Origin of the sequence: Neisseria sp. HMSC064E01 (assembly GCF_001808875.1) — a bacterium.
GTDB lineage: Bacteria > Pseudomonadota > Gammaproteobacteria > Burkholderiales > Neisseriaceae > Neisseria > Neisseria sicca_A.
Window position 1 is genome coordinate 17,564 of record NZ_KV794886.1, and the last position, 13,559, is coordinate 31,122.

The window sequence follows — 13,559 nt, forward strand, 5'->3', positions numbered from 1 at the left end:
ATTAAGCAATTACGGTAATATTCGTAGCAAGCAAACGTAGGTTGGGTCGAGACCCAACAAAACATCAAGGTCATCTGAAATCAATTTTCAGACGACCTTCTCTATCATTTTTATCCAAACAATACTGGAGTAGGTATGGATGGAAATTGGTTGGCTATCAACAATGGCTTTCCGCAATGAATCAAGACGGCGAATTAAAATTAGATTTAAAAATAGTTACAAAGTAAATGTTTATGAAAAAAATAAATGATATTTTTATTGGGCAGAATTTTTCTTTACCCAACAATTTTTTAATATCAAAGTATGATACTTTTTTGTTCTTTGATTTTGGGCTTGGAATGGATTTAGAGTTTCTTGAGGAATTTTCTGACTTGTTAGATTTAGGTGGCTTTAATAAGCAAGTTAATGTTTTAGACTGTGATTTTAATATTGTTGTGGAAAACTGGATTCTTGAGCATGATAATTTAATAAAAAATATACGAAAAATAACAGGCATTACGAATGATTATGGCAACGGTGGAGTTATTATGGCAGATACTGATTTAAATTGGGTTGCAGTTCAGGATATACCTGTTAATTGGGGTATTTTTGCATTTCAAAGTTCAAAAAAAGAATCTATAAGATTATTCCATATGATGGATCGAGATTGGTTTGTAGACATTGAAAGATTTAAGGCTATGGAGAAGGTATTAATAAGAGAGTTTGGAGAGGAGTTTATAAATGTCTTATTAAGCAATTACGGTAATATTCGTAGCAAGCCGTAGCCTTCATAGGTGGGTTGTGTGCGGTACACACGTATCATATTAACAAAGTCCCACCCTAATCATCTTCAATACCGGTTAAACCGCTATGTTCTCTACTCTCCGCCTACGCATCTGCCTCGATTTCATTGAAACCGAATTTCTCCATAACAGCAAATGGTATTCAAACGAGCTTTACGATGCCCATCAACGCGCTTGGGGCTATATATACTCTGTCCCAAGAGTGAATGGACGCAAACCCATACCACTCCGCACTATCCGGCCAGCAGCGATTTACTTACCCTACTCTCAGCGCGCAATTTCCTCGCACCATACACGGCGTATTATGTCCAAGAAGCACACGAATCAACTTTTTTCCATGCATTGGCACAATATGATGTCAAACTGCCGGAAGCATTTGTCCGATACCGCCAAATGCGATTAAACGATATAGGCGAAATTCAACTGATTACGCCCGAACAGCTGACTGAGTTAAAAGCATACTCAGGATTTGAAAGCATTTTGGTAGAAGATTGGTACGATGAAACAGAACTGTTCAAGCGCGTTCCGACTCAAGAAATCATATTCAAATCTCTGGATTTTTTAGACAGATACGTCCGCCCTTACAGCCAAAGCCACTTGATGTTGTTCGACTACCCTTCTGCTACCCGTACCTTTTTCCAAGACCGGATTTCCTCTGTCGAACTGGCAAATAAATGCAGGCTGCATTGGCAGTATCATAATGATCAATTCAAAAATGTCCCACATTTACGTCGCCAAGACTCTGCCATGGGCTTTTTCCTGTGGGAAGCAGCATGGAACGAAGAATTGGCCGACCAAGAGGGTGTGCAAGACCCGCCATTTTTCTATTTCCTCGACAACCTTACCAAAATCAATGCAGGACTTGCTCTACAATGGCGGGATTTTGTTGCGCCTTTGCTGGGCGGGTAGTCGTAAATGGACCCGCACCAACTCGACCATACCGTACTTTTCAGACAACCTATTTGGGTCCGAGCAAAGTGAACGCGCAAAGTCATCTGAAGACGATACAGGAAAAGGTAAAGGGGACTATTTTGCCAAAATAGTCTTAGAAAAATACAAAAAGGTCGTCTGAAAACAGAAACCCAATCCTGTTTTCAGACGACCTCTTAACATTGCAAATCAACTTAATTAGTGATGATGACCGTGCGGGCCGTGAACGTGGCCGTGTGCGATTTCTTCTTCAGTCGCATCGCGTACGCCGTCAACTGTCGCTTTGAACAAGATTTTCATGCCGGCAAGCGGATGGTTGCCGTCTACAACGGCTTTGCCGTCCGCCACGTCGGTTACGCGGTAAATCAAGACATCGCCGGTTTCAGGATCATCGGCTTCAAACATCATGCCGACCTCCACTTCAACCGGAAACACGCTGACATCTTCGATACGCACCAGGCTGGGATCTTGCTCGCCGAAAGCATCATCGGGTGACAGCGCGACTTCAACGGTATCGCCGACGTTTTTCTCGTGCAAAGCTTCTTCCACCAAAGGGAAAATGCCGTCATATCCGCCGTGCAGATAGACGATGGGTTCTTCGGTTTTGTCCAGCAGTTGGTTGTCCGCATCGTACATTTCATAGTGAAGCGAAACCACAGAATTTTTTTCAATAGCCATTTTTTATCCTTTATCATGACCGTTTATCAAAACAGGTTTTCTTTATTGACAACCCTCTGCCAACAAATCTGAAGCATTCTAACACACCGCCGTCATGCACGGAGATTTATCGCAAAATTATCAAAACTAACAATTATAAATTTATATGCACAATATTTAACATATTGCACGCAAAAGCGTAAATTTTGATAATCTTTATATCTGTGTAACTTTTTTACAACTTTCTGCTTTTATGCGCAACAACTGCCCGCATTTCATTCAAACCGATTGAAAACAAAGACCCATAGCGTATTATTCAAATGTAAACGCATGAAATAAATAAATTTTACTATACAATTTATTTCAAATGTACATTGAATAACAGCCAATGCGGACTAGTTTCACCCCCGTCTTTCGTCCATTTCAGATTGATTAAAAATTACTAATTCGTCCGTATCGTTGCACCGAAGCACCCTGTGGGGCATAATGCAGGAAATTCAGCAATGAATTTTTACTCTAAATGAAACGACTGATATGTCGTTTTGTTGTTTTGTTCTACTTAAATCGATTTAAAGAAGGTTCTCAAAATGAAAAAATCTCTGATTGCTGCTGCTCTGTTATCTTTGGCTTTGGCTGCTTGTAACAAAGGCGCTGATACTGCTGCTCCTACCGCTTCCGGTGCTTCTGAAACTGCTGCTTCTGCCGCTTCTTCTGCAACCGGTGCTGCTTCTGCCGCTTCCTCTGCAACTGAAGCCGCTTCTGCAGCTAACACCGCTGCTTCTGCTGCCAACACTGCCGCTTCTGCAGCTAATACCGCTGCTTCTGCTGCAACTGGTGCTGCTTCTGCTGCCAGCTCAGCTGCTGCTTCTGCCGCTTCTGCTGCAAAATAATATTTTTACAGTTAAAAAAGCAGGATACGGATTGTATCCTGCTTTTTTGTTTTTCAGACGACCTTTACCGTTTTTCGCTTCCCTTATCCGCTATATAATCTTCCGTACACACACAAACCATCCTGCTGCCCGTTATGCCCAATCTGTACGACCGTTTTCTTGAATTCCTTTCCCCCGCTGAAATCCTCGAAGCCACTCCGGCCCTGTTAAACGACCAGCGCCGCCGCTTTGTTTCCGAACCGGACATCATCTTGCAACCGCATTCTATAGAAAATGTACAAGAAATCATGCGGTTTTGTTTTGAAAACCGTATCCCCGTTACCCCGCAGGGCGGCAATACCGGTTTGTGCGGCGCAGCGGTAGCTTCCGGCGGCGTACTGCTCAACCTTTCCAAAATCAAACGTATCCGCGAAATCAACCTTGCCGACAACAGCATCACCGTCGAAGCAGGCGTAATCCTGCAAAACGTTCAAAAAGCGGCATCCGAAGCGGGCAGACTGTTTCCCCTCAGTCTTGCCAGCGAAGGCTCGTGCGAAATCGGCGGCAACATCGCCTGCAACGCCGGCGGATTAAACGTTTTACGCTACGGCAGTATGCGCGACTTGGTATTGGGTTTGGAAGTCGTCCTGCCCAATGGCGAACTTGTTTCCCATCTCCAACCGCTGCACAAAAATACCACCGGTTACGACCTGCGCCACCTCTTTATCGGCAGTGAAGGCACCCTCGGCATTATCACCGCCGCCACGCTCAAACTCTTCGCCCGTCCGCAAACCATAGCGACCGCATGGGTAGGTTTGGATGACATCGAATCTGCCGTACAGCTTTTAACAGCCGTACAAGGACATTTTGCCGAACGACTGACCAGTTTCGAGCTGATCAGCCGCTACGCCTTGGCATTGTCTTCCGAGTTCAGTCATCTCAAACAGCCGACTGATGCAAACTGGCACGTCCTGCTCGAACTGACCGACTCCGTTCCCGATGCCGCGCTCGACGAAAAACTTGCCGAGTTTCTCTATCAAAACGGCAAAGAAAACAGCATCATCGCGCAATCCGAACAAGAGCGCCTCGATCTATGGACGCTGCGTGAAAACATTTCCGCCTCCCAGCGCAAGCTCGGCACCAGCATCAAACACGACATCGCCGTCCCGATTGCCCAAGTCGCCGCCTTTGTTCACCAATGCGCACCCGCCTTGGAAGCCCGTTTCCCCGGCATACAAATCGTCTGCTTCGGACATTTGGGCGACGGCAGCCTGCATTACAACACCTTTCTGCCCGACGTTTTAAGCAACGACGCTTACCGCTACGAAGATGCCGTCAACACCATCGTCTATGAACACATCCTCGCCTGCCACGGCACCATCGCGGCAGAACACGGTATTGGCAGCATCAAAAAACACTGGCTCCCCAGCGTCCGCACCCCGTCGGAAATCGCCCTGATGCGCGCCATCAAAGCCCAGCTTGACCCTCACAACATCATGAATCCGGGCAAGCTCCTGCCGTAAGCAATATTCAGTGTTCCAAAATCGAAAAGGTCGTCTGAAAACCTAATCCCAGTTTCAGACGACCTTTGACATAGTTCGCAGATTGTGCTCAAGGCAATATTGCCTCAGCCCAATCAACCCAGCACAAACTATTCTTCTTCCTTGCGCCTGCGCTTCAACAAAATGCGTACAGCGCCGTCATTGCCTTCTCTCGGCTCGATATAAGCCAATACATCTGGATGCTGCATCAACCAGCGGCGCGTCATGTTTTTTAAAACGGGTTTGTAGCCTGACGAACCCAAACCGCTGCCATGGATGATTTCCGCGCATACACCCCGTTTTTGGGTAAATTCGATAAATTCGTTTAAAACCTGTTGCGCCTCTTCCTGCGTGTAGCCGTGCAAATCAACATCGGCGACCACGGGATAATGCCCGTTGCGCAAACGTTGCAAATCGTTTTTACCTTGTCCGTTTTTACTGAACGAAGCGGGCGGTTCATCCCAAGAAGCGCCGCTGCCGACGTAGAAATAATCTTCAGCTGCCAAACTTTCCTGCTCTTTCGGACGGGGTTTGATGGGCGTTTTATCGCGCGGGGCTTCATAGCGCGGCGCGGTTTTCAAGGGCGTCACTGCGCCTACGGCTTTGGCGAAATCGATATTCTCTTCCTCGCGCTTCTTCACCAAGGCTTGCTCATGCGCCCGCGCTTCGGCTTCTTTTTTGGCTTGTTTGCCTAATGCTTTCAAGGCAGATTGGAAATCTGTTTTCATCGTTGGGATATTTTGAGGTTTGACATGGAAAACACATTTTCAGACGACCTTTGGCTTCCTTTGGAGATCGTCTGAAAACGGCTTATAGATATTTGCGCATCAGTTCGCACTTGACCTTAACGTCTTTGTTCAACTGCAATACGGCAGAACCCAAAGATTCGTAGTGGTTCAAACGGTAAAAAGGAACGGAATTGAGCGAGGCGTACAGTTTCAAAAAGCTCAGACCCGCCTGATGAGCAAGCTCTTCGGCACGGCGCAGCAAGGCTGTACCTAAGCCGTGATTATGGACGAAGGGGTGAACATAGAGCGCGTCCAATTGGGCTTCTTTGAAGTCCACTTGGAAAAATCCTTGTATCGCGCCCCTGTATTCCACCACCCAAAAGGCTTTGCCGGGATCGGAAATGGTTTCGAGGTAGCTGTCGATATCTAACAATGCTTCCCACGCATGCAATACTTTATCGTCGTAACTGCGGATGCAGGTATATTGGACGGCGTGCAGATGGGCATTGTGGATGGCTTGGCAATCTTGTGCGACTGCGGGACGGAGTATGGTCAGAAGGCTCATGGCAAGATGTGTTGTAAGATGTGTTGTAATGCGTGTTCAGACGACGTTTCTATCGTAAACGATCAGAGGTCGTCTGAACGCTGTTTCCATTATTATATTTTATATTCAAAGACTTTGATGCAATTTTCCCGCTGCCTCAAAAGCAGTATCGGCATCGGCGGACAAAACGGTGAAATGCCCCATTTTGCGCCCTTTCCGCGCGGCTTTTTTGCCGTAAAGGTGTAAGTGTGCGTTTGGATGACTTTGCAGTGGCAGCCAATTCGGTTCGCCGCCATCTTCCTGCCAAACGTCGCCCAAAATATTCGCCATGCAGCATGAAGAAAGCAGCTTGGTGTCGGCGGGAGGCAGGTTGCACATAATGCGCACCTGCTGTTGGAACTGGTCTGCGGCGCAGGCATCCAGCGTATGGTGGCCGGAATTGTGCGGGCGCGGGGCGATTTCATTGACGACCAATTCATGCGTATCGCCGACGACGAATATTTCCACCGCCAACACGCCGACATAATCCAATTCGTCCGCCAAACGTTGCGCCATCTGCCGCGCCTGTTGCTGCACGTCGGCACTCAGCCGCGCGGGGACGATGGAATAAGCCAAGATGCCGTTTTCGTGGATGTTTTCGGCGGGGTCGAAGGTTTGCGTGTTTTCATTGTTCAGACGACATACGATAACGGAAATCTCGCCGCGCAAATCCACCATTTTTTCCAAAACGCAATCCACACCGCCGTGTTCGGCAAACGCGGCTTTGAGTTCGTCCACCGTTTTGACGCGGATTTGACCTTTACCGTCGTAGCCCAAAGTCGCCGTTTTCAGGATGCCGGGCAAAAATTGCGCGCTTTCGTCGCTGATGTCGTCTGAACTGCAAACCACTTGATACGGCGCGGTTTGCAATCCCGCTTTACGTATCCACGCTTTTTCCTGAATACGGTTTTGCGCGATGGCAACGCAGTCGCCGCTGGGGGAAACGTTGGTATGTTTTGCCAAAAAGCGCATCGCATCGGCATTGACGTTTTCAAATTCAGTGGTAACCGCCGCGCATTTTGCCAACTCGTCCAACGCGGCTTGGTCATCAAACGGCGCGCACAAATGGCGGTCGGCAAATGCTGCCGCCGGTGCGTTCGGATCGGGGTCGAGAACGGTTACTTTGTAGCCCATGGTTTTGGCGGCAACGGTAAACATTCTGCCTAATTGCCCGCCGCCGAGAATGCCGAGCATGGCAGGAGGGAGGATGGCGGATGAGTTCATCAGCATTTTGCGGTTCCACTAAAATTTTCCCGAAATTGTAACAAACCTGCTTATAGAGATAAATGTTAAAACGCCTTTTACACGCTATTTCGATGCTTGCCGTATGAGCAAAATGACAACAATCAAAACATCCTCTCCCAATATCCGGATTTTCCAAAGAAACCTATCGGCAGCCGTTTTGTAATAAAAGGTCGTCTGAAACCGTATGATGGTTTTCAGACGACCTTTTCCCCTTCATCTGAGCAGACTTACCCCAGATATTTCAGTTTGCCTTTGAAGTCTTCGAGCGTCTCGTAGCCTTTTTGCACCATGATGGCTTTCAAGCCAAGCGAAACGCGTTCGAAAACTTCGACATCTTGCTGATGCAGCGCCGTGCCGATTTGCACCATGCTCGCGCCGCACAAGATATGTTCGAACGCATCGCGACCGGTATAAACGCCGCCTGTACCGATGATTTGGATGGACGGATTCAATCTTTGGTAGAACGCGTGGACATTGGCGAGCGCGGTCGGTTTGATGTATTCGCCGCCTATGCCGCCAAAGCCGTTTTTAGGCCGGATCACGACGGATTCGTCTTCGATATACATACCGTTGCCGATGGAATTGACGCAGTTGACGAATTTCAGCGGATGGCGGTTGAACACTTCCGCCGCTTGGTCGAAATGGACGATGTCGAAATACGGCGGCAGTTTGATGCCTAAAGGCTTGTCGAAGTAGCCGAAGGCTTCGCCCAAAATCCGCTCGGTCGTTTCAAAGTCGTAGGCGATTTGCGGCTTGCCGGGGACGTTCGGGCAGGAAAGGTTGAGTTCGGTAATGCCTTTAAATCCGCTGTTTTGCACTTTTTTCAGCAGTGTGTGTGTTTCATTGGGCGACATACCGACCAGCGAGAGGAAAAATGTCCGCTCCGGATGCGACTCTTGAAGGTTCAGCAAATAATCCAAATAGTAATCAATGCCTTGATTCGGCAAACCCATGGAATTGATGCTGCCCAGCGGTACATCGCGGTAACGCGGCTCTGGATTGCCCGCCCGCACCTCCAGCGTCGCCGTTTTGGTGACGAAGCTGCCTGCGGCAGATTGCCTGACTTTTTCCAATTCTTCCACGGTCATACACGCTACACCCGCGGCGTTCATCAGACAGTTGTCAAAAGAAAAACCGGCGATTTGCGTTCTCAATGACAGCATACCCTACTCCTTTCCCTTGAAAAATCAATTTGTTTGCGAAGCGTAACACGAATAGTCGGCAAAATTTTTAACAAACATCAAATGACAGACAATGTAGGGAAATGTTGTTTTAGGTGATGAAGGGAAGACGCAAAAGGTCGTCTGAAAGCACGGTTTCAACGAAGTGAAAACCTAAAATGCTTTTCAGACGACCCCTATCAAGACAAGCGTAACTGTCTCAAATCAAATTGGGTAGTCGGGCATAAATTACCGACTGTCCAAGCTATTAACGTTTTTTGAAGCTTTTCAGAGTACCGTCTTTGTTAAATTCAAATTCGTATTCCGCACGGTCAGTTTCGAGATTGCTGGTGTACCACTGTCTCTTACCGGTCGGCACGAACAAGGCGTAGTACACATGATCCAATTCCGCTTCTTTAGCTTCCACTTCTTTGGCTTTTTCGCCGTAGGCTTGAGCGATTTTCGCGATATCGGCGAATTTGATTTCATCCAACGGGAACACGTTGTCTTTCATATTGCCGTCACCGGAAATGCGGACAGCTTGAGGCTCGCTCCATTTTCCGTCTTCAAATTCGTAGTGGTCAATATTGTCAGGTTTGCTAGGGTCTTGAATTTCAACGGTAATACGCGGACGTTCGCCGCCGTAGAAATGGATATTTTGGAAAATATTGAGCGGTTTGCCACCGAATTGCGGCAGTGCTTTCAGCGCATCTTCAGCAGCTTGCAGAGCGGCTGCATCAGCCAGGAAATTGCCTGAAGAAGCCACAGATTTTGCTTCTTCGGCAGGTTTGTCAGCCTGTTTTGAAGCATCCGCCGTCTTGCCTGCGGCAGCTTTTTCAGGCGCATCAGAAGCCTGTTTGTTTTTATCGCCGCAAGCAGTCAAACTCAATGCGGCGGCGGTTACGAGGGCAAGCCATTTCATTTTCATTTATCAATCCTAACTTTAAAAATATGCGATGGTGCATACGATTCACATTATAACGAATGAAGCAAAAAAGTGTGAAAAATTAATAAGTTCAATATCATAAATAATATTTTCAACGTTAATAATCAATTTAATTTTGAATCTTTCAAATGCTTGAGCTTCTACTGATTTCTAGCAGAAATCCGAGGGATTGAACAGCTTTATCAGAAAGAAAGGTCGTCTGAAACTGGAAAACCACTTTCAGACGACCTTTTGTTAGCCTTTGGCAAATACGGTTAAAATCTCGAACCCGACATTTGATTTTTTCATCCGGATTTCGATATGTTTCAAAACGTCATGGCGATTGCGTTTGGCGCGGCTTTGGGCGCATTGTCCCGCTGGTTGCTCGTTCTCGCCTTTGCCGCACTATCCGTTCCGCTTTCAGCCGGCACGCTTGCTGCCAACTGGATTGGCGCATTCTTAATCGGCATCTGCGCCGAATGGCTGGAGAATCCTCAATGGAAGCTTTTGCTGATTACCGGTTTTCTCGGCAGCCTGACGACTTTTTCCAGCTTTTCACTGGAAATGGTTACTCTGATGCAAGCGCAACGCTGGGCAACGGCTTTTTCGGCGGTCTGCCTGCATGTTTTCGGCTCGTTTCTCTTGACGGCGTTGGGCATTTATTTGGTGCAAAGCTGGAAATAACCCAAACACCTCATCTCAAAAAAAATCACTCTATCCCAATATCCAAACACACGGTTTCGCCGCAATATGCTTTGCCTGCTTCAGTCATATGCGCGGGTTTGTAGGAGGCGAAGGCGTAGGTCAGGTCGGCGCGGAAGGTGTCTTGATCTGCTTCGCCTGTGTCGCAGTTCAGCCCGGTCGGGATGTCTAACGCGATTTTGAAGCCGTCGGCTTGGTTTAGCAGGCGGCAGACGGCGGCGGCTGTTTCGGGCAATGCGCCGCTGAAGCCTGTTCCGAAAATGCCTTCGATAACGAGGCCGTAACCTGTTTTCAGACGACCTTCCAGTTCGTCGGGGCGGATAAAGCTAACGCCGTCTGAATGATTCAAACGCTCGCGGTTCAACTGCGCCAGCGGCGACAGTTTGTCTCCCAAGACGAAAACGACATCTACCTGCCAATCATGTTCGGACAACACGCGCGCGATGACCAAACCGTCGCCGCCGTTGTTGCCCTTGCCACAAACGATTAACGCGCGTCCTGCTTTGGGAAAACGGCGCAGCAAATCCGCGGCGGCGGCTTGTCCCGCGTTTTCCATCAGTTGCTCGAAAGTCGTACCTTTATCGACTGCCATTTGTTCGTGTTCACGCATTTCTGCAGCGGTGTAGATTTTCATCATTCTCTCCTTTGCTCTTCAGTCCTTCATAAAACATCCAAACGAAAACCTTATCAATAGCCTTTCCCGACTTTCACAACGAATCATTCGCTTTCTTTGATTTGTCGCAATATGTCGTCTGAAAATAAGGAACTTGGTGGCTTTGTATTTGATTTTTATGTTAACAAGATTTATTATCATAATGAAACAAAGTGATAAACAATCAAAACTACTTCTTTTGCGGGGACGGGCATTGAGATATGCCTCTGCCTACCCTGTGTCTGATTCGTCTTTACTTGCTGTCTCTTTTTTCAATCGACAACGAAAGTAAAACACACTATGTCTGCCATACCATTGTCAAAACTCAGTAAAGGCGCAGTCGCGCACATCGACTCCATCGTCCCCAATTCGACTTTCGGCGAACTCGACCCGCTGGTTACGCGCCGCCTTGCCGACTTGGGCTTTTCAAGCGGAATGCCGTTGCAGGTGATTGCCGTCGGCGGATTCGGACGCGGTCCGTTTGCCGTACGTTTGGGCAACCAGTCGCAATTCTCGTTGCGGCAGGAAGAAGCGGGAAAAATTATGTGCCATGTGATTGACGGCTGACCGCTGTACACGCAGGCAGGTTTCCATTTTGAAAATGCGGCATAGGCGGATTTAATCTGACCGCCCCATCCTTTTCAGACGACCTAGGTCGTCTGAAAACACAATTTCAAAACCTTTTCCCCAAATCCCACTCCAAACTTATCAAACAATCAAAAAAGGAGAGTTCAATTCATGGAACTAAGCTATTTTGCCTTGATTGGCGCGCCAAACTGCGGCAAAACCGTTTTATTCAACGGTTTGACCGGTGCACATGCCAAGGTTGCCAATTATCCGGGCGTAACGGTCGATAAGCGCGAGGGTGCCTTCCTCGACGACGCGGCCGTCCGCATTATTGACCTGCCGGGCACATACAGCCTGCGCACGACCAGCCCCGACGAAGCGGTGGCAAAAGATGTGGTCGTTGGCAAACTGGGCATTCCGCCCGATGCCATTATTGCCGTTGCCGACGCGACCAACCTGCGTATGACCCTGCGCATGATTTTGGAACTGAAAACGCTGGGACTGCCTATGGTGGTGTCGCTGAATATGAGCGACGTTGCCCGCAGAAGGGGCTTGAATATCGACGCGGCCAAACTGAGCGAGTTGTTGGATGCACCTGTTTTGGAAACAGTTGCAGTGAGCGCGTCGGGCGTACAGGCGGTACGCGAAGCCGTGGTGAAGCTGCCGCGCAAACGCTCTTTCCCCGCCAACCCCGCCTCTGCCGAACGCACGCTCGATGCGCTGGATAGCGACAAACTTTATCAAGAAGTCGAATCGATTTTGGCACAAGTGGTACGCACCCAGATGACGCTGCCCGCATGGCACAAAAAACTCGACGACATCGTGCTGCACCCCGTTTGGGGCATGATTATGCTGCTGTTCATCCTGTTTATGGTGTTCCAAGCGGTTTACACTTGGGCGGCGCCGATTATGGACGCCATCGAAGGCGGCTTTACCGCGCTGGGCGAATGGATAGGCGCCAACATGGAGCCGGGCATCCTCAGCGACTTGCTCGTCAACGGCGTCATTGCCGGTTTGGGCAGCGTGTTGGTGTTCCTGCCGCAGATTACGATCCTGTTCGCCTTCATCCTGCTTTTAGAAGACTCAGGCTACCTGCCGCGCGCGGCGTTTTTGTTGGACAACCTCATGGCAAAAAGCGGTCTGTCGGGACGCTCGTTTATCCCGCTCCTGTCAAGTTTCGCCTGTGCCGTTCCCGCCGTGATGTCGGCGCGTACGATTAATGACCCGCGCGAACGCCTCGTTACCATCGCTGTCGCCCCGCTGCTGACCTGCTCCGCGCGGCTGCCCGTTTACGCGCTGATTATCGCCGCCGTCATTCCTGACCGCACCGTAGGCGGGATTTTCAACCTGCAAGGGCTGACACTGTTTATCCTCTATCTCGCAGGCATCCTGTCTGCCGCCTTGGCAGCATATATCATGAAACGCTTGGCGCGTATGAAAGGCAACGTGCAGCAATTCCCGCTCTTGATGGAGCTGCCGACTTTCCGCACGCCCAACTTCAAACACATCATGACCAGCCTGTGGGACAGGGTAAAAGCCTTCCTCAAACGCGCCGGTACGATTATCTTCGCCCTTGCCGTAGTTTTGTGGGGCTTGGTAAGCTGGCCGCAACCGCCCGCAGGCGCAACAGGCGCAGCAATCGATTACAGCCTCGCGGGTATGCTCGGCCACGCTATCCAACCATTATTCGCCCCGCTGGGCTTCACTTGGGAAATGTGTATCGCCATGATTCCGGGCATCGCCGCGCGTGAAGTCGTCGTTGCCGCACTGGGTACGGTCTATGCCGTCAGCGCGTCGTCTGAAGACGCCGTACAAAACGCGCTGATTCCGATCGTACACAACAACTGGGGGCTGCCGACCGCCTTCGCCTTCCTGGCTTGGTATGTGTACGCCCCCATGTGTGCCGCGACATTGGCTGTGATTAAACGCGAAACCAAATCCACAAAAAATATGGTGATGATTACCGGCTATTTGTTCCTGATGGCTTACTTCGCCGCATTTGTGGTTTACCAAATTTCTTCAAGGATACTATCGTCATGACTCAATATATTATCGTCGGCTTGATTATGCTCGCCTGCGTATTCTTCCTCTTGCGAAAATTCGTATTTAAACCGAAAAAACGCGATTGCAGCAGCGGCTGCGGCAAATGCGGCGGTTGCGGTTGAATATGGATAGCTAGGGAGAAGAAAGGTCGTCTGAAATGGTTTCAGACGACCTT

Annotated in this window: 15 protein-coding genes; 8 read left to right on the top strand and 7 right to left on the bottom strand. The window is 48.9% G+C overall.

Annotated elements, in window-relative coordinates; all coding sequences use genetic code 11:
* Window positions 1-233 precede the first annotated feature (233 nt).
* Together HMPREF2572_RS01675 and HMPREF2572_RS01680 are read left to right on the top strand one after the other, a co-directional pair.
* A complete protein-coding gene (locus HMPREF2572_RS01675) occupies window positions 234-764 on the top strand; it encodes a hypothetical protein (RefSeq protein WP_070495834.1) in 531 nt (176 codons plus the stop codon).
* A 192-nt stretch (window positions 765-956) separates the two neighbouring features.
* The gene (locus tag HMPREF2572_RS01680) at window positions 957-1,691 is read left to right on the top strand and encodes a hypothetical protein (protein WP_148132262.1); all 735 of its coding nucleotides are present in this window, start codon (window positions 957-959) and stop codon (window positions 1,689-1,691) included.
* Window positions 1,692-1,910: 219 nt separating this feature from the next.
* Here HMPREF2572_RS01680 and HMPREF2572_RS01685 read toward each other — a convergent pair whose 3' ends face one another.
* Window positions 1,911-2,390 carry an FKBP-type peptidyl-prolyl cis-trans isomerase gene (locus HMPREF2572_RS01685; protein ID WP_003766910.1) on the bottom strand — a complete coding sequence of 160 codons (480 nt, stop codon included), beginning with the start codon at window positions 2,388-2,390 and terminating at the stop codon, window positions 1,911-1,913.
* Window positions 2,391-2,956: 566 nt separating this feature from the next.
* Here HMPREF2572_RS01685 and HMPREF2572_RS01690 point away from each other — a divergent pair.
* Together HMPREF2572_RS01690 and HMPREF2572_RS01695 are read left to right on the top strand one after the other, a co-directional pair.
* On the top strand, window positions 2,957-3,259 hold the full coding sequence (locus HMPREF2572_RS01690) for a hypothetical protein (protein WP_049224223.1): 303 nt from the start codon (window positions 2,957-2,959) through the stop codon (window positions 3,257-3,259).
* 134 nt (window positions 3,260-3,393) lie between these two features.
* The gene (locus HMPREF2572_RS01695; RefSeq protein ID WP_070495838.1) at window positions 3,394-4,761 is read left to right on the top strand and encodes an FAD-binding oxidoreductase; all 1,368 of its coding nucleotides are present in this window, start codon (window positions 3,394-3,396) and stop codon (window positions 4,759-4,761) included.
* 128 nt (window positions 4,762-4,889) lie between these two features.
* Here HMPREF2572_RS01695 and HMPREF2572_RS01700 read toward each other — a convergent pair whose 3' ends face one another.
* The 5 genes from HMPREF2572_RS01700 to HMPREF2572_RS01720 form a co-directional block, all read right to left on the bottom strand.
* Window positions 4,890-5,507, bottom strand: a complete 618-nt coding sequence (locus HMPREF2572_RS01700; protein ID WP_070495841.1) for a Smr/MutS family protein — start codon at window positions 5,505-5,507, stop codon at window positions 4,890-4,892.
* Between the two features lie 82 nt (window positions 5,508-5,589).
* Window positions 5,590-6,072, bottom strand: a complete 483-nt coding sequence (locus HMPREF2572_RS01705) for a GNAT family N-acetyltransferase (protein ID WP_070495843.1) — start codon at window positions 6,070-6,072, stop codon at window positions 5,590-5,592.
* 105 nt (window positions 6,073-6,177) lie between these two features.
* Complete coding sequence (locus HMPREF2572_RS01710; RefSeq protein ID WP_070495948.1) at window positions 6,178-7,314, bottom strand: 5-(carboxyamino)imidazole ribonucleotide synthase; 1,137 nt, start codon at window positions 7,312-7,314, stop codon at window positions 6,178-6,180.
* A 248-nt stretch (window positions 7,315-7,562) separates the two neighbouring features.
* The gene (locus HMPREF2572_RS01715; protein ID WP_070495845.1) at window positions 7,563-8,498 is read right to left on the bottom strand and encodes a dihydroorotate oxidase; all 936 of its coding nucleotides are present in this window, start codon (window positions 8,496-8,498) and stop codon (window positions 7,563-7,565) included.
* A gap of 265 nt (window positions 8,499-8,763) precedes the next feature.
* Entirely contained in the window at window positions 8,764-9,423 is a 660-nt protein-coding gene (locus tag HMPREF2572_RS01720; protein WP_070495847.1) for a hypothetical protein, read from the bottom strand.
* Window positions 9,424-9,741: 318 nt separating this feature from the next.
* Between HMPREF2572_RS01720 and crcB the strand changes: the two genes are divergently transcribed.
* Window positions 9,742-10,104, top strand: coding sequence for a fluoride efflux transporter CrcB (gene crcB / locus HMPREF2572_RS01725; protein WP_070495849.1), 363 nt, complete (start codon window positions 9,742-9,744; stop codon window positions 10,102-10,104).
* 25 nt (window positions 10,105-10,129) lie between these two features.
* Here the strand turns inward: crcB and HMPREF2572_RS01730 are convergent, their stop codons facing one another.
* On the bottom strand, window positions 10,130-10,756 hold the full coding sequence (locus tag HMPREF2572_RS01730) for an NAD(P)H-hydrate epimerase (RefSeq protein ID WP_083294119.1): 627 nt from the start codon (window positions 10,754-10,756) through the stop codon (window positions 10,130-10,132).
* Between the two features lie 318 nt (window positions 10,757-11,074).
* On the opposite strand from HMPREF2572_RS01730, the gene HMPREF2572_RS01735 reads away from it, so the two are divergent.
* From HMPREF2572_RS01735 to HMPREF2572_RS13000, 3 genes are all read left to right on the top strand, one after another.
* Window positions 11,075-11,341, top strand: coding sequence for a FeoA family protein (locus HMPREF2572_RS01735; protein WP_003742387.1), 267 nt, complete (start codon window positions 11,075-11,077; stop codon window positions 11,339-11,341).
* A 171-nt stretch (window positions 11,342-11,512) separates the two neighbouring features.
* Window positions 11,513-13,381: a ferrous iron transporter B gene (locus HMPREF2572_RS01740; RefSeq protein WP_070495854.1), complete on the top strand. Its 1,869-nt coding sequence runs from the start codon at window positions 11,513-11,515 to the stop codon at window positions 13,379-13,381.
* Window positions 13,378-13,506: a FeoB-associated Cys-rich membrane protein gene (locus tag HMPREF2572_RS13000; protein WP_003683546.1), complete on the top strand. Its 129-nt coding sequence runs from the start codon at window positions 13,378-13,380 to the stop codon at window positions 13,504-13,506. Before HMPREF2572_RS01740 ends, HMPREF2572_RS13000 begins: the two co-directional genes overlap by 4 nt.
* Window positions 13,507-13,559 lie beyond the last annotated feature (53 nt).